Here is a 14,156-nt window from a genome sequence, read left to right on the forward strand (position 1 = left end):
AACAAGTAGTACCGACAAATTTGGTGGAGTAGCGCATGGCCCGTATTCTGTTGATGGAAGATGATGTTGATCTGAGCACAGTCCTGGACGAGGTGCTCTCCTCCAATGGGCATGTTGTCACGACCTCCCAGTCCGCGTCCGAGGCTTTCAACCTGATTGCCAAAAACCGGTACGATCTGCTGATCACCGACATCATTGTTCTGAAAGATGACGCCCCGGTGCCGGACGGTGGCATTTCCTTGATCTCGCGGTTGCGCGGCGCGCTGAGCTGGAATCTGGAGCCGTGGATGAAAAAGATGCCGATCATCGCCATCTCGGGTGCGATTCACAATCAGGGCATGTCGGAGCTTTTGAAAATATCACGGGATCTCGGGGCGGATATGGCTTTCGGCAAACCAATGGATACTGACGATCTGCTGCAGGCGATCAATCTGTTGACCAAACGTTCGGGCTGACCTGCTTTACCAGACCGCTTTTTGGGCGCCGAAAACTGGTTTGCCGTCACAGATGATTTTCAAGAGGGCTTGTTCGGAGATACGATTGCCTGATCCATGGGGCCGGTCAAAAAATCACCCACCAGCGCCTGATGCAGACGCTGGTGGAGTTCTCGTGAAACTGTCCCTCGATGCTCTCACTATCCGAGCGCGTGAAGAGGCTTTTGGGCTGGAACGGCGACAGGACGGTCCGTCAGACGAATGCCCACGATCATCATGCGCATCGCGTCTTCCGCCGCACGGCGGAGCAGTTTCTCGCCCTTGTGGATGGCTTCATCCAGCGAACAGGGGCGTTTGATGATCGAGGCGAAGGCGTCAATGCTGTTGTCCAGCGTTTCATGCACCCCCTTGCCGATAGTTCCGGCCAGAGCGATGGTCTGAATGCCCTGATCACGCGCCCGTCTGGCGACCTCACAGGGCACCTTGCCATAGGGCGATTGCCCGTCCAGAGAGCCCTCGGCGGTGATCACCAGATCCGCCTTGTCCAGCATGTCGTCAAACCGAAGATATTGCATCACGATGTCAAAGCGTGGATGCAGCGTGGCACCGGCAAAAGCGACCAGCCCGGTGCCAAGGCCGCCCGAAGCACCTGACCCATTCGATTGGCCCAGGTCCAGCCCGGTGGTTTGATGGATCAGATCGGCGTATCGCTCAAGTCCGGTTTCAAGGGCGTCGACCTGATCCGGTGTTGCCCCTTTCTGCGGTCCGAAAACGCGGGCAACGCCTTTGGGCCCGAGCAAGGCATTGTGCCAGTTCACGGCGACATCAATTGACACATCGGCCAGTCGCGGGTCGATCCCACTTTCGTCGATCTCGGCAATCCGTGTCAGTTCGTAGCCACCAAACCCGATGTCCTGTCCATCGACATCCAGCAGACGGGCACCAAGGGCCTGTGCCATGCCAGCGCCGCCGTCATTGATGCCGCTGTCTCCACAGCCGATCAGGATTCTGTCCGCACCGTGGTCCAGTGCGCGCAAAATCAATTCGCCAACGCCGTAACTGGTGGTGCGGCCCGGATCGCGTCTGTCCTTCGGGACAAGGCTCAGACCGGCGGCAGCGGCCATTTCCAGGACCGCGGTGCGGGGGCCGTCGCCTCCCATGATGCCAAAGAAGGCGGTGACGGGGCAGCCGACCGGGCCGGTCACGATGGCTTTGTGCAGTGTTCCCTTGGTGGCGTTGACGAGGGCTTTGGTAAAGCCTTCGCCGCCATCGACCATCGGGGCTTCCAGCACGCGTGCTGCTGGCAGGGCGCTGCGAACGCCAGCGCTGATCGCGCGGGTGACATCATTGACGGACAGGGATTCCTTGAACCCCGACGGGGCGACGAGAATAGTGAAAGACATATCTTATCTCCTTGAATTTGTTCATGAAAGGAGAACGGTGGGGCAGAAGGATTTTTCCCTGTAGGTCCCTTTTTTGCGCGTCTTGGGCAGAACGCCGCGCAGTCAGCGCAGGCCCAGCTTTTGTCCCAGAATGCGGACGGACTGCCGCACCTCGCGCGCCGCTATTGTCAGCTCGACCTTTAGCCGGGTGACGCGTCGTGACGGCGCAGATCGCTGCGGCTTCGGTGGCGGGGCGGTTGTTGCCAGCACTCTGTCCGGACGTAAAACGGGGCGTGAACTGGAGGAGGGCACAAGGTCGGAGGTTGCATAGGATGTGGAGGCCGTCGCCGGGTGGAGAGGCACAATCGCCGCCATGTGATCTTTCGCGGGCGTGTTCAGATCGAGCTGCCAGGGCCAGAGGGTCACGGCAACGAGAACAAGTGGCATGGCAACAGCAGGCATCAGGGGCACGGCAAGCCGGAACAGATCTCCTTGGTCAAAGGTCGGCTGCTCCAAACCGCCATAGATCGCCACCGGTTTTGCGCTGGCCATCATCGTTTGGCAGAACCCGGTTCCGAGAACGGCGACCATCACGATGAGCGTCGGATCATGACCGAAGGCGGCAATCGGCAAGGCGACTGCGGGTATCAGAACGGCGGCGCGCGCACTGCGGGAGGTGATCACCAGATGGGACAGCACCGCCGTCAGTGTCATGAAGCCAATGGCAACCGCGCGGTTTCTCGCGAGCGTTTCCGGCAGCACTGACAGCATGCCATCGGCCAGCCAGCGATCCGCGCCGGTCACGATGATGGCGTCTGCGATGACGATGGTGGCGGTCAGATAAAGGATGAGCTCCATATCGACGTCGCGAAAAATTTCTTTGGTCTTCCTGTCCGTGAAGGGCCTGCTGAGCAGGACAAGCGCACCTGCCAGGGCGATCAGCACGATGGAGACATTGTGCAGCCCCGCTGTGGTCCACAGGCCCAGAAGCATGACAAGGACGGCGACCAGCCGCTTTTGATGCGCGGTCAGCCTGCCGGTGGACCGTTGCAACACAAGCGGGGCACTCTGCAGATCTGGCGGGACAAAAAGCCAAAGGATCAAAGCCGTTGCCAGAAGGCAGGAGAGCAGGGACGCCGGAAGACCCAAGGTTATCCATTCCAGATACCCGATGGTGGCGCCGCCGGATTGCGAAATGGCGTCGACGGCAATCAGATGCGCGCCGGCACCCAGCAAGGAGCCACCTGCCGAAATCAGGATCACCGTGGGAAACAGGAGTGCCAGGGGCCGGATCAATCTGGGGTCGGGCAGTTGTGCTGCAAGGGCAAGAAAGACCGGCAACAGCAATGCCGCGCGCCCTGAGGTCGATGGGATGAAAAACGCGGTTCAGGCGATCAGCAGGGTCAGTACATAGGCGACGGAGACAAAGCTGCGAAAGGGGAGAAGGGCACGCGCCACCAGAAGCTCCATCAGCCCGCTGGATTTCAGAACGGACGCGATGACAAAGGCGGCCACCAGCAACCACACGAGGTCGCGGCCCAGCGAGGCGAAGAGACGGTCTTCGGGCAGCGTCCCGGTCAGCACGAGTGCAAGGGCCGCGGCAATGGCCACTAGCGAATCCGGAAGGCGGGTCATGGTCCAGCCGATCACGGCGAAGGCGGTGATTGTCAGCGCGCTGCGTCCGCCGGGGCTGAGCGTTTCAGGGAGGGTCCAGAACAGCGCAACGGCAACGAGTGCCAGCGGGAGGGCCACCATCTCGGTCTGTTGCAGAGGCCAGTTGCGAAAGAGGGGTGGCAACAGTGAGAGGCTGGTCATCGGGCGTCCTTCCGTTTGCGTGTTTGAGAAGGGAACGTCGCGGCGCAGCGCTTATTCCAGTGGATGTCATAAAATCGTAACATGGGCGTCTGGTCGCCGACGTGATGAGGCAGCTCTTGTAGCCGTCGGGGTTGTCATCGAGGGACATGTCCGCTTGCAAAAGGAGCATGAGACAAAGCCCGTTCCAGAAACCTGCGGGGTTTGCCCGAAAAAGTGCACCGCCGGGTATCCGGCCATAACCGCTCCGTTCACTGAGCGAAGAAAGCGGATATGCCGCCAACCTTGACGGAGGGTCAATGCAGTCTCGCTGCCATCGTCTGCAGAATGGCCAAGTTGGACTATCTACGCAGCACCTTCGCGGTGCCATACGTCTGCTTCTTGAAACGATGATGGAGGTGCGGTGAAAGGCCCCTTATTCCAACAGGAGCGGTTGCACGCCCGGCGGGCTTGCGCAAATCGGCGCGAACTGGACAAGTCCTGCGCCAAAAACCTCATCCGGCCCTTCATCTCCAAGATCCAATGCAGTGTCGCGCAGGAATGATTTCACCTCCGCCACCGCCATGTCGGGTTGCTCTGACATCAGGATCGCGGCCGCGGCCGTGGCAAAAGGGGCGGCAAAGGAGGTGCCCGTTTTCGTGCGAACCCCCCTGATCGAGGCTGCCGTCCAAACCTCGACGCCGGGGGCCGCAAGATCGACGTGGGGTCCACGCCCGGCGCGCCGATACACCCGCCCCGAGGCATCCACGGCTGTGACGGTCAGGACGGGATCATAGGCGCCGGGAAAAACCGGCGCGGCGCGCGGGCCGTCATTGCCTGCTGCTGACACGATCAGGATCTGCGCATCACTCAGCCGCGCCACCATCTGCTCCAGCAGCGCGTTGTGCGGACCCGCGAGGCTCATGTTGATGATCCTGACCTCCGCTGCCGCCAGTTTGTCCATGGCCTGCGCGAGATTGAAGACGTCGCTGCGTTCATCGCGCCCCGCTGAATAGAAGGCATCGATGGCAATCAGCTTTGCTTCGGGCAGTAGCCCATGCGCACGTCCCTGGCGGGAGGCAACAAGGATGGCGGCTACGGCGGTGCCATGTTGCGCACCCGATCCCGCTTTCTGGCCGGTGTCAAAGTCCAGCACAGACAACTGGCTGCCGACAAAGGCCTCGTGGTCCGGGTTGATGTCGGTGTCGATCAGACCGATGGGCACGACCGCCTGACTGCAGGAGGCCAGAGACGACGTGGGTGGTTTCCAACTGATCAGGTCGAAGGTGGGACAGTGCAGACCTTCGCATTGCGGCGTGATGCCCTCGCTCATCCGGTAGAAATGATTGAAGTCCGCCGCCTGACCCGTTGGCAGTTGGCGTATCTCCTCCAGCGCCGCATCCAGCGATGTGCCTGACGGCACGCGCAACCGTCGGATGGTGCTGTCCAGGGTGCCGATCTCCGCGACCTGCAGCACCTGGTATCCAAGCGCGATCAACGCATCGAGATCGCTCTGCGCCAGATCAAGAACAACGATCTCGTCAGTGGCGCGGTCCGGCAGGGGTTGCGGCACCGGTCTCTGGGCTGCGCGGGGCTGAGGGGTGCGGCCAAAAATCCGGTCGAGCAGATTGCCGCCCGGGTTGGCCTGTCGCGGCGATCTGTCGCTTCCCTGTTCTGAACCGCTTCCCCGGTCCCTGTCGTCATCATCATCGTCGTCATCATCGCTATCGCCACCATTGTCGCTGTCCCCGTTGTCACCATCACTATCGTCATCGGCGAGGGCGATTGAATAATAGGGGCCATACGGTGAGACAATCGGCAGGGCCGTCACAAGCAGAAGGGTCAATGCGAACCGAAATAGTGACTTTGACATTCGGGGCCTCCTTGTGAGCCGCAATTTGCACGATTGGACAGCCAAAGACCGCAAGTTATTGCGCCGCGCTTCCAGATTGCAATAAAGGTAACGGCACACCCAGCGGAATATTCCATTCTTTAACGAGAGAGAAAATAACAATGGTGTCAGATACCTTTGCAGATGACATCATCGCATTTCTCCCCAACCTCAGGCGCTTTGCGATCTCGCTGTGCAGATCACCGGACACGGCGGATGATCTTGTCCAGATCACAGTTGAACGCGCCTTTGCCGCGCGTCACCAGTTCGACCCGGACACCCGCCTTGAGGCATGGCTGTTTCGGATTCTGCGCAATGCCTGGATCGACATGACGCGCCGCACCAAGACACGGGGCACGCAGATTGACATAGAGGATGCGCCCGATGCCAGCACGGTGGACGGCACCAAGGTAACAGAAACCGCGTTGATGTTGAAATCGGCCAAGGCCGCGATTGAAACGCTGCCCGAAGCCCAACGCGATGTCATGATGCTGATCTGTGTGGAAGAGATGAGTTACAAAGAGGCTGCAGAGGTTCTGGACACGCCGGTTGGCACTGTTATGAGCCGTCTTGCCCGTGCGCGGCTGGCGGTTGCAAAAAAGTTGGGAATAAACACCGACACCGCGCGTTCTTCTGGCAGTCAAGGAGACAGCTGAGATGCAAAAGCCTGAATTTACAGATGAGGAATTGATGGCCTACGCTGACGGCGAATTGGTGGAAGAGCGGGCCTCGGCGCTGGATCTCGCGCTGGCCGAGAGCGTTGATCTGGCAGATCGCCTTGCGCTGTTCGTCGATACCAAGATGGTCGCGAAGGACGCCTGGGAGCCCGTGCTGCAGGAACCTGTCCCGGAATACCTTGTACAACGTGTCCGCGATCTCGCGGCTGCTGATGAGGGTACGCACGAAGCCGCCGGTGATATAGTTGTCGCCTTCCCGCAAAGCGCACGGCCAGAGGCGGCAACGCCCGTTTGGAAACTGCCGCTGGCGGCGGGTCTGGCACTAGCGGTGGGTCTTGGCGCGGGATTGATGCTGTCTCAGGATAGCGGCAGCAGTTTTGGCAGTATCGAGATTGCTGCGCTGACGGATCGTCAGGTTATCGCCGCTTTGGACACGCTGCCTTCGGGGGAAGATACGCAGTTGGAGAATGGCGCGCGGATTGCGCCGATTGCGACGTTCTTTGATGGGGCGCAGACGCTGTGTCGGGAATTTGAGTTCGACCGCGCAGATGGGATGACAATCGTATCCGTCGCGTGCCAGAGAGATGGCGCGTGGGATGTGCAGATGGCCGTTGCGGCTGCTGCAGCGACCGATACCGGATATGCGCCGGCGTCGTCGCTGGATACCTTGGATGCATATCTTACGGCCAACGATGCCGGTCCTCCCCTTGATTTGGAAGCTGAGGCAGCGGCACTGGAGGCGCTGCGCTGAACCCGCCACCTTTCAAGCTGGCGATGAGGTAAGTCCACCCTAATGGGTGGATTTTACTTTTTTAAAACAACATATTAAGTGTTCATTTCCTGTTCATTGTCTGTTGTCGAACCATTCATCCCGACGACAGGATACAGACAATCACTCTGCCTAAATTGATCCTCAGACACACTAACCCAAGAGGATAACTGACATGACCGTTCACAACTTCGATTTCGACCTGACAATGCTGCACCTGACCGCGAAATGGGCTTTCACAACCCGCCGTGTCAATCATGACGATGTGACCGGGCTGGATCCTGCCGTCGAGTTGGGTGTCGCTGGAGACTTGGCGCTGTGTGAAATTACACAAGTCAATCAGCATCAGAAAATTCAGCTGGCCAGCGGCCGCGCGTCCACCAGTTACGTTGGCGACAAGGTCGTTCTGTGTATCGGCGACCGCTATGCGCCGGATCAATTCGAAGGTGCCGCACGTGTTACGGCTGCAGGCGCCGACTTGCTTGCCGGGGGCGGCGTGGTTGGTAGCATGGAACATGCACATGACCGGATGATCGCACCCACCAAGCTCCGTCCGATTGGTTTGTTAACAGACCGCACAGGCGAGGTGATCAACATCGCGCGTTACGGATTGCCAGCAGCAACTATCCCTGACCATGTGACTGTCATCGGGGTTTTCGGTGCCTCAATGAATGCCGGTAAAACGACTGCCGCAGTCAGCTTGGCACATGGCCTCTCGCAAGCTGGTTTCAGCGTGGTCGGGGTCAAAGCAACAGGGACTGGGGCGTTCAGCGATTTCAACGCGTTCGAAGATGCTGGTGTCAGTGCCATGGATTTTACGGATGCAGGCATGCCCACAACCTACCGGATGCCCATGGACCGGGTCGAGCAGGGGTTTGACACTTTGGTCGGCACAGCAGCGGCAAATGGCGCGGATATCGTGGTTGTGGAAATCGCAGATGGTGTTTTCCAACAGGAAACCCGGGAAATTCTGGCCGGATCGTCCATTTGTGACCGTATGGATGGTATCCTCTTTGCGACACCTGATGCGTTGGGTGCGGTTGGTGGAGCCCGGGTATTGGCTGACTACGGTTTGCGGCCTTTCGCGATGTCAGGCAAGCTCACGCAGTCGCCTCTCGCAACGATGGAGGCCGAAAAAGCAACTGGCATCCCCGCTCTTTCCCGCACCGATTTGTGCACACCGTCGAAGGTGATGGCTGTCGCCGAGATCGTTTTGCGCGTCTCAACCGCCCAGCGGGCGGGAACACCGATGGTCATCGAAGAGATGACTGCCGCATGACCAAGACTGCCATACTGAAAAGAAAGGGCCGCATGTTTCATGCGGCCCTTGTTGCGGATAGCATGGCCGCGACAGAGCCTGCCGTCTTTCATGAGGTGTTAGTAGCATCGGGGAAAGGGTCGGCGCACATAACGCAAAAGCTATTCGTCGCTTTGCCTGGAGCGCTGAGGAGAAGAGTATGAGTATTGCCAATCTGCTGCGTATCCTTGCGGCAATCATGCTGATTGTGGCGCTGAGCGGATCTGCGCTCGCGTATTGGACGGCGCAGCGGGCCGCATTTTACAACGAACGGATCAATCTGGCGCATGAATCCTATGAGGTTCATCTGCAGTTGAGCGGCAATACCTATCAACTGTTCAAGCAATATGGCGATGCCATGCTGATCGGAGATCGTGACGAGGGCAGGGGAGAGGCCGAGTTGATCCGGTTGATCCGGGAAAATATCCGCTCGATTCGATACCTGATCGGACAGGAGATCGAACTGGTTGGAAATGAAGAGGTCGAAGAGCTTGAGTTGCTTTCCCAGATCGAGCGTAAGATCGAAGGCCTGATCACACGTTTCGAAATTGTTCGCACAGACACTGCATTTGACCGGTTTGAACGTAATTGGACCGGTCTGTCGGTCATGTTGGACGACGAGATCGACCGTGATTTTCATTCAATGATCAACGCCGCCCTTGACGAAGAATTGGAAGAGGTCGAGGCGACCCGCGCAGCGGCAGACAAGCACCTGCAAACGGCCAATTCGGTGGCATTTTTTCTTGTGGTACTGGCGTTGAGCGTCTCTGCCGGGGCCTTGTGGATCTACACGCGGCAGATCCTGCGCCCCATGAGCCATCTCATGGAGGGTGTCAGCGCATTGGCCGAAGGTAAATTCGGGCAGCGTATCGCATTGAAAGGACGTAGCGAGATTTCTGCGATCGGGGGCGTGATGGACACGATGGCCGCCATGGTCGAAGCCCGCACGAAATCCTTGACCTCGCAAAACACCGAGTTGGAAGAAGCCGTGCGTAGCAGAACGGCAGAACTGGAAAGCCTGCTTACAAAATCGCGGGTCGCCGAAGACGCGCGCCGCCAGATGCTCGCCGACGTCAGCCATGAGCTACGCACCCCGCTGACCATCATTCAGGGGGAAAGCGATGTGGCACTGCGCGGCGCGGACAAGACGGTCGAAGAATATCGCGAGGCGCTGCGGCGCACGCGCGAGACGGCCAGGCATACGAACCTGCTGGTAAATGACCTGCTGTTCATTTCGCGCGAAGAGGCCGGGCAAACTCGCCTCAAGCTGGAACGGGTTGATCTCAAGCAGTTGTTGTCTGACGCGGTCGGCGTTTTTGGTCCGGATGTACCGGTTGTCACTGATCTCGAGACGGCGGAGGTGTCGGTGGATGTGTCGCGCGTTCGGCAATGCGTTGCGGCCATGATCCAGAACGCCCGCCGTTACGGCGGACCCGGGATTATCGTCCGATTGGTGCGGACGGCAACCGGTTACCGCGTCTGTGTGGAAGATGACGGCCCAGGCCTTCCAGATGACGAGAAAGAGAAGGCCTTCGAGCGCTTCTTCCGCGGATCGAACGCCGCAAACCAATATGAAGACGGGGCAGGTCTTGGCCTGCCGGTGGTGCGTTCCATAGCCCGTGCGCATGGCGGAAACGCGCTTTTGCAGGACCGGGATGGCGGCGGACTCTCGAGCATTATGGAACTGCCAGTCTCCACGCCCTTGCGGGTTGTATCGCAATCCTGACAGTTTTGCGGCGCGCGTTTGGTTCGAGAAGTTAATCGGGAATAAAGTGATAGCCCTAGCCGTTTGTCTTTCACAGGGCGAGAGCAACGCGCCCGAAAGACAGCAAGAAGGCGCATTGGCTATGAATATCCTGTTGATCGAAGACGAATTGCGGGTGGCAGACTTTATCCGTCGTGGTTTGAAGGCCGAAGGATGGGTTGTCGAGCATGCAGGTGACGGCGAGACTGGTTTGGACATCATCCGGGACCGGAAATTCGATGTCATCATCCTCGATCTCATGCTACCCGGCATCAGTGGTCAGCAGGTCTGTCAAAAACTGCGCGCCCGGTTGAACAAAACGCCTGTGATGATGCTGACGGCATTGGACAGCACCGATGAACGTGTCTCGGGCTTGCGCCTGGGGGCCGATGATTACCTGCCCAAACCGTTCGATTTCGATGAACTGATTGCGCGGGTGTCCGCGTTGCACCGCCGTGCGACCGGATACGCCAGCAATGGCGACGAGGGCAAGCTGCAGCATCAGGGGTTGGTCTATGACAGCGCCGCCATGGTGCTGACGGTAGACGGTGTGGTGGTTGATCTGTCCGCCAAGGAACGGGAACTGATCGCCATTCTTATGGCCAGCAAGAACAAGGCTCTCAGCCGAGAACGCATTCTGAATTCCGTCTGGGGCACACATGAGGACCCGATGACCAACGTCGTTGATGTCTACATCGGTCGGTTGCGTAAGAAGCTCGGCCCGTACGGTCAACTCATCGCAACGGTGCGCGGGGCCGGTTATCGGTTCGGGTAGGCCCGTGTCGGGATGCCAAGCCTGTGCACAGTGCTGTTCAGGCACAAAACTCATGCTGGCCCTTGCCAGGTTACGCGCCATTCTCTTCGGGGTTTGTCACGGGATGCTGTCTGCTGTGGCTTCCCAATTCATCCGAATAGAAAATGGGCGTGCCGTGAAGACGGGGGGTACGCTTCACGGCATGCCGCCGCCGGACATCAGCCATTGATCGCGAGGTTTATCAATATTTCGTCTGGCGTGCCCGTTTGCACGATGCACCCGTCTTCAATGACCCAAAGGACGTCCATCATTTTCGCAATTTGCATGTTATGTGTAATCAGAATCGTTGTCGCCTCGCATCCGTGCACAAGGGTACGCACCAGTTCCGGGCCTTCTTGATCCAAGGCATCGTCAGGTTCATCCAACAGCATCAGGCGTGGGTTGGACAGCGCTGCACGGGTCAGAAGCACCCTGCGGATTTCGCCGGCAGATAGATTGCGACCGCCTTCCGACACCGTGCCATCCAGCCCACCTAGGCGGGAGATAACTTTGCCAAGTCCGAAGGTCTTGGCCTGGCGCACAATATCCGCGTCCGCCGGGCGCCCCTGAACACCCATGGTCAGCGCGCGCCGCAGTGATCCCTTCAGGATCGGGGATCTTGTGCCAATCAGGGCAATCATCTGGCGGCGTTCCCGGGTGGTCAATGCCGCAGGTGAGATGTCTCCAAACATCACGGTGCCGGACGTTGGATGTTCAAGCCCTGCGGCGAGGCTGAGTAGCGTGGATTTGCCAGCACCGTTTGCGCCAACAATCCCGATCCGTTGCCCCGGCAATGCCGTTGCACTGATCGCTGAGAGTGCGCCTGCAGAGACATCGGAAAACATCAGAGCAGGCGGCGCATCTGGCACGGTAACATCCGTGGACCTGTCAATCTCAAGCTTTGGCACATTCAGCAGATTGAGACATTTCTCGCGGGCGTTTTGCCATGCACGATGCCGGTCCCAAACGCCTGCGAGGTCTCGCATAGGCTGGATCATCAAGCCAACAGCGGCCAGGCAACCGGCCGCTTCTGCGGCAGGCAACCCACGATGCAATGCCACGCTAAATACACTCGCAGCCGCGATGCCGGAGACGATGTCAGGTATCGCGCGCAGCAAAGCGGCCCCCTTCGCCCGTTCAAGGGCAGCGTCGACCAGTTTTTCCGTCTTCACTTTGAGCCGCCGGGTTTCAGTCTGGATACGTCCTAAAAGCCGCAATTCAGGGGCATGCGGAATGCGCTCGCTCATATCTGCTGCCAATCTCGCCCGTCGGGCGCGCAACCGCTTGTGCGCGGGACCAAGCCTCGGTCCCAGAACACTGGAAAACAGCAATCCCACGGCAATTGGCACCGTGGCCGCCAATCCAATCTCGACATTCATGTAAAAGAGAACCCCGGCCGCGACAGGCAGGACAATCAGGGCCGAGATCAGCCTGGCCAACCCCATGCTGATCCAGGCCCGCACAGCCGTCAGATCGCCTACGAACCTCAGCGCCAGTGACCCATTCCGGCGGGCTGCAACATCGCGTGCGGACACCCGCGCCATGTGCTTGAAGAGTTTGATGCGTAGAGAAGCCGCATAGTGCTGGCCGACTTTCTCAGCGGTCAGTCGCTCGCGAAATCTGAAGAACCCGATTGCAAGACCGCTGAGGGCGACGCAGGCCAGCGCCAAAAGAGGCAGTGACGCGGAAGTGTCGCGGAATGCCGCAAAGACATCCCGCGTGGCAAAGGCGGCAATGCCCGTCGCCGTGGCCTGACCCAGGGCCAGACAGGTGAGCAGCAGGATACTGTGCCCGCGTCTTTCGCCCATGACCTTTGGCAGGGTGCTCATCGCGTGGCCTCCATCTGGTGAAGGGGCGTGGCTGCGCGCCTGGCTTGGCAGGCCATCTGTTGCCGTGCGCTACATGTGCCCCGGCAAAGGGCCGCGGGCTGAAGTTGTGCTGGGGCATCAGGGATCACGATGCAGTCGAGCCCGCCTTTGGTCACGCAGGTCTCGAAGTCATGTCCGCATCCCTCCAACACATGCAGCGTGATCTTGGGCGCGATCTTCATCTCCGCGGCAACGGTGCGGATCGCCTCCGTCCATTTGCGGGCGCGGTCGAGACGGGTCAAACCCTGTTGCGCGTCGATTGCGGCACCGCTGCGCGTGTTCTTGTCCCGCAGGCAGTCGTTTTCCCCCACACTCACTTGCATGGGCAAGGCAAGAAACCTGTCCAGATTTGCAATCATGCGGTAGCTCCATGCGTCGGCATGATTGGGGCGTGGCCAGAGGCCGTAGGGATAGGTGGCGTTATCCGGGAAGGTGTACCATCCCGGCGAGGCGATGCTGAGATGCGAGACGCGGTCGGGATGCAACATGGCAAACCGGTGCGCGAATTGCGCGCCGCCTGAAAAGCCGAAAAGATCGAGTTGCTCCGCCGTTACGGTGCCCTCGTGTCTCAGTGCAAGCATCAGGTCCAACACGGCCAGGTCGGCGCGTCCACAGAGGAACGCCTGCTGATACCCAAGCCAGCTGATTTTGTCGAAAATCGGGGCAATCACCGCTTGACCCACGGCCGCCGCCCGCTCTGCAAAGAGAGCGGCCTGAAGCCTGGCACCGCGCCGGATGCCATGCACCGCGATGAGCGGAGGGACATCCGGCGCGATTTTGCGGGGGAGCGCCATCCAGCAATCCAATTCGTCCGCGCCTTTCCCGGACCGAAAAACCAATCGGTGAGGCGGGGTTTTGGGGGTAAGAGTGTTCAAATCGATGCACATGGTAACGCTCCCGTTTTCTGATGGTTCAGGCGGCCGCGCCCAGAACTTCCTCGGCGAGGTGACGGGGCAACATGTCAAAGATTATGTGGATACGGTCCTGATCCCCGTCGTTGTTGGCTTCGTGCATCTGATCGTTATCGAACCACCAGAGCTCGCCCTGCTGCATGCGCACTTCTTCGTCGCCGGCCTTCATCCAGGACCCAAGCGTTGATTTCAGCACGAAATGGTAGCGGTTGCGGACGCGGTAATACTGCCCGCGGTCGATATGTGGATAGACACGTTTCCCTGCAGGCAGGCAGACGATTTTTCCGCGACCGAGGATGCTGTCCTGTTCTTGTGCGAAGTCCTCCAGAAACGCGCGTGCCAGTGGGTAGTTCTGTGATCCGGTGGTCCATCTGCTCTCATGTACATCGCGCCGTTTGCGATCACCGATGGCAGATTTGCGCAGACCGCGTAGCGGGATAGCCTTGGCCTCGCGCTGGACGGCGATCTTGTCCTGTCTGCCGGTGGACGCGTCCCAGGCATTTGCGACGCTGTTGATCTCGTCAAGAAACGGGGTCGGATCAATCTCGGATTTGAGCCGTTTGAAGTATTGCATTTCATGTCCTCTCTGGGGTCGATTG

At 59.3% G+C, this 14,156-nt stretch carries 13 protein-coding genes; 6 read left to right on the top strand and 7 right to left on the bottom strand.

What is annotated here, in order from left to right:
* Positions 1 to 35 precede the first annotated feature (35 nt).
* Positions 36 to 455, top strand: coding sequence for a response regulator (locus Q1A52_RS11505; RefSeq protein WP_300015156.1), 420 nt, complete (start codon positions 36 to 38; stop codon positions 453 to 455).
* Positions 456 to 634: 179 nt separating this feature from the next.
* On the opposite strand, the gene Q1A52_RS11510 is transcribed toward Q1A52_RS11505, so the two are convergent.
* From Q1A52_RS11510 to Q1A52_RS11525, 4 genes are all read right to left on the bottom strand, one after another.
* Positions 635 to 1,837, bottom strand: a complete 1,203-nt coding sequence (locus tag Q1A52_RS11510; protein ID WP_300015159.1) for a glycerate kinase — start codon at positions 1,835 to 1,837, stop codon at positions 635 to 637.
* 102 nt (positions 1,838 to 1,939) lie between these two features.
* On the bottom strand, positions 1,940 to 3,112 hold the full coding sequence (locus Q1A52_RS11515; RefSeq protein WP_300015162.1) for an SLC13 family permease: 1,173 nt from the start codon (positions 3,110 to 3,112) through the stop codon (positions 1,940 to 1,942).
* A gap of 90 nt (positions 3,113 to 3,202) precedes the next feature.
* On the bottom strand, positions 3,203 to 3,631 hold the full coding sequence (locus Q1A52_RS11520) for an anion permease (protein WP_300015165.1): 429 nt from the start codon (positions 3,629 to 3,631) through the stop codon (positions 3,203 to 3,205).
* 412 nt (positions 3,632 to 4,043) lie between these two features.
* Entirely contained in the window at positions 4,044 to 5,480 is a 1,437-nt protein-coding gene (locus Q1A52_RS11525) for a S8 family serine peptidase (protein WP_300015168.1), read from the bottom strand.
* Positions 5,481 to 5,620: 140 nt separating this feature from the next.
* Between Q1A52_RS11525 and Q1A52_RS11530 the strand changes: the two genes are divergently transcribed.
* The 5 genes from Q1A52_RS11530 (at position 5,621) to Q1A52_RS11550 (ending at position 10,760) form a co-directional block, all read left to right on the top strand.
* Entirely contained in the window at positions 5,621 to 6,154 is a 534-nt protein-coding gene (locus Q1A52_RS11530; RefSeq protein WP_299783633.1) for an RNA polymerase sigma factor, read from the top strand.
* 1 nt (position 6,155) lies between these two features.
* Positions 6,156 to 6,926: a hypothetical protein gene (locus Q1A52_RS11535; protein ID WP_300015171.1), complete on the top strand. Its 771-nt coding sequence runs from the start codon at positions 6,156 to 6,158 to the stop codon at positions 6,924 to 6,926.
* Positions 6,927 to 7,119: 193 nt separating this feature from the next.
* On the top strand, positions 7,120 to 8,223 hold the full coding sequence (locus Q1A52_RS11540; protein ID WP_300015174.1) for a hypothetical protein: 1,104 nt from the start codon (positions 7,120 to 7,122) through the stop codon (positions 8,221 to 8,223).
* Between the two features lie 178 nt (positions 8,224 to 8,401).
* On the top strand, positions 8,402 to 9,967 hold the full coding sequence (locus Q1A52_RS11545; protein WP_300015177.1) for a sensor histidine kinase: 1,566 nt from the start codon (positions 8,402 to 8,404) through the stop codon (positions 9,965 to 9,967).
* Between the two features lie 121 nt (positions 9,968 to 10,088).
* Positions 10,089 to 10,760, top strand: coding sequence for a response regulator transcription factor (locus tag Q1A52_RS11550; protein WP_299831201.1), 672 nt, complete (start codon positions 10,089 to 10,091; stop codon positions 10,758 to 10,760).
* A 197-nt stretch (positions 10,761 to 10,957) separates the two neighbouring features.
* Here the strand turns inward: Q1A52_RS11550 and Q1A52_RS11555 are convergent, their stop codons facing one another.
* From Q1A52_RS11555 to Q1A52_RS11565, 3 genes are all read right to left on the bottom strand, one after another.
* The gene (locus Q1A52_RS11555; protein WP_300015180.1) at positions 10,958 to 12,607 is read right to left on the bottom strand and encodes an ABC transporter ATP-binding protein; all 1,650 of its coding nucleotides are present in this window, start codon (positions 12,605 to 12,607) and stop codon (positions 10,958 to 10,960) included.
* Positions 12,604 to 13,440: an alpha/beta hydrolase gene (locus tag Q1A52_RS11560; RefSeq protein ID WP_300015183.1), complete on the bottom strand. Its 837-nt coding sequence runs from the start codon at positions 13,438 to 13,440 to the stop codon at positions 12,604 to 12,606. Before Q1A52_RS11560 ends, Q1A52_RS11555 begins: the two co-directional genes overlap by 4 nt.
* Positions 13,441 to 13,558: 118 nt before the next feature.
* Positions 13,559 to 14,131 carry an aspartyl/asparaginyl beta-hydroxylase domain-containing protein gene (locus Q1A52_RS11565; RefSeq protein ID WP_300015186.1) on the bottom strand — a complete coding sequence of 191 codons (573 nt, stop codon included), beginning with the start codon at positions 14,129 to 14,131 and terminating at the stop codon, positions 13,559 to 13,561.
* Positions 14,132 to 14,156: the final 25 nt, after the last annotated feature.

Source organism: uncultured Roseobacter sp. (assembly GCF_947488185.1).
Classification (GTDB): Bacteria; Pseudomonadota; Alphaproteobacteria; order Rhodobacterales; family Rhodobacteraceae; genus Roseobacter.

What these genes read in the sequence shown, in the direction of transcription:
- Q1A52_RS11505 (WP_300015156.1), top strand. Translation starts at nt 36, where the DNA reads ATGGCCCGTATTCTGTTGATGGAAGATGATGTTGATCTGAGCACAGTC.
- Q1A52_RS11510 (WP_300015159.1), bottom strand. Translation starts at nt 1,837, where the DNA reads ATGTCTTTCACTATTCTCGTCGCCCCGTCGGGGTTCAAGGAATCCCTG.
- Q1A52_RS11520 (WP_300015165.1), bottom strand. Translation starts at nt 3,631, where the DNA reads ATGACCAGCCTCTCACTGTTGCCACCCCTCTTTCGCAACTGGCCTCTG.
- Q1A52_RS11525 (WP_300015168.1), bottom strand. Translation starts at nt 5,480, where the DNA reads ATGTCAAAGTCACTATTTCGGTTCGCATTGACCCTTCTGCTTGTGACG.
- Q1A52_RS11530 (WP_299783633.1), top strand. Translation starts at nt 5,621, where the DNA reads ATGGTGTCAGATACCTTTGCAGATGACATCATCGCATTTCTCCCCAAC.
- Q1A52_RS11535 (WP_300015171.1), top strand. Translation starts at nt 6,156, where the DNA reads ATGCAAAAGCCTGAATTTACAGATGAGGAATTGATGGCCTACGCTGAC.
- Q1A52_RS11540 (WP_300015174.1), top strand. Translation starts at nt 7,120, where the DNA reads ATGACCGTTCACAACTTCGATTTCGACCTGACAATGCTGCACCTGACC.
- Q1A52_RS11545 (WP_300015177.1), top strand. Translation starts at nt 8,402, where the DNA reads ATGAGTATTGCCAATCTGCTGCGTATCCTTGCGGCAATCATGCTGATT.
- Q1A52_RS11550 (WP_299831201.1), top strand. Translation starts at nt 10,089, where the DNA reads ATGAATATCCTGTTGATCGAAGACGAATTGCGGGTGGCAGACTTTATC.
- Q1A52_RS11555 (WP_300015180.1), bottom strand. Translation starts at nt 12,607, where the DNA reads ATGAGCACCCTGCCAAAGGTCATGGGCGAAAGACGCGGGCACAGTATC.
- Q1A52_RS11560 (WP_300015183.1), bottom strand. Translation starts at nt 13,440, where the DNA reads ATGGCGCTCCCCCGCAAAATCGCGCCGGATGTCCCTCCGCTCATCGCG.
- Q1A52_RS11565 (WP_300015186.1), bottom strand. Translation starts at nt 14,131, where the DNA reads ATGCAATACTTCAAACGGCTCAAATCCGAGATTGATCCGACCCCGTTT.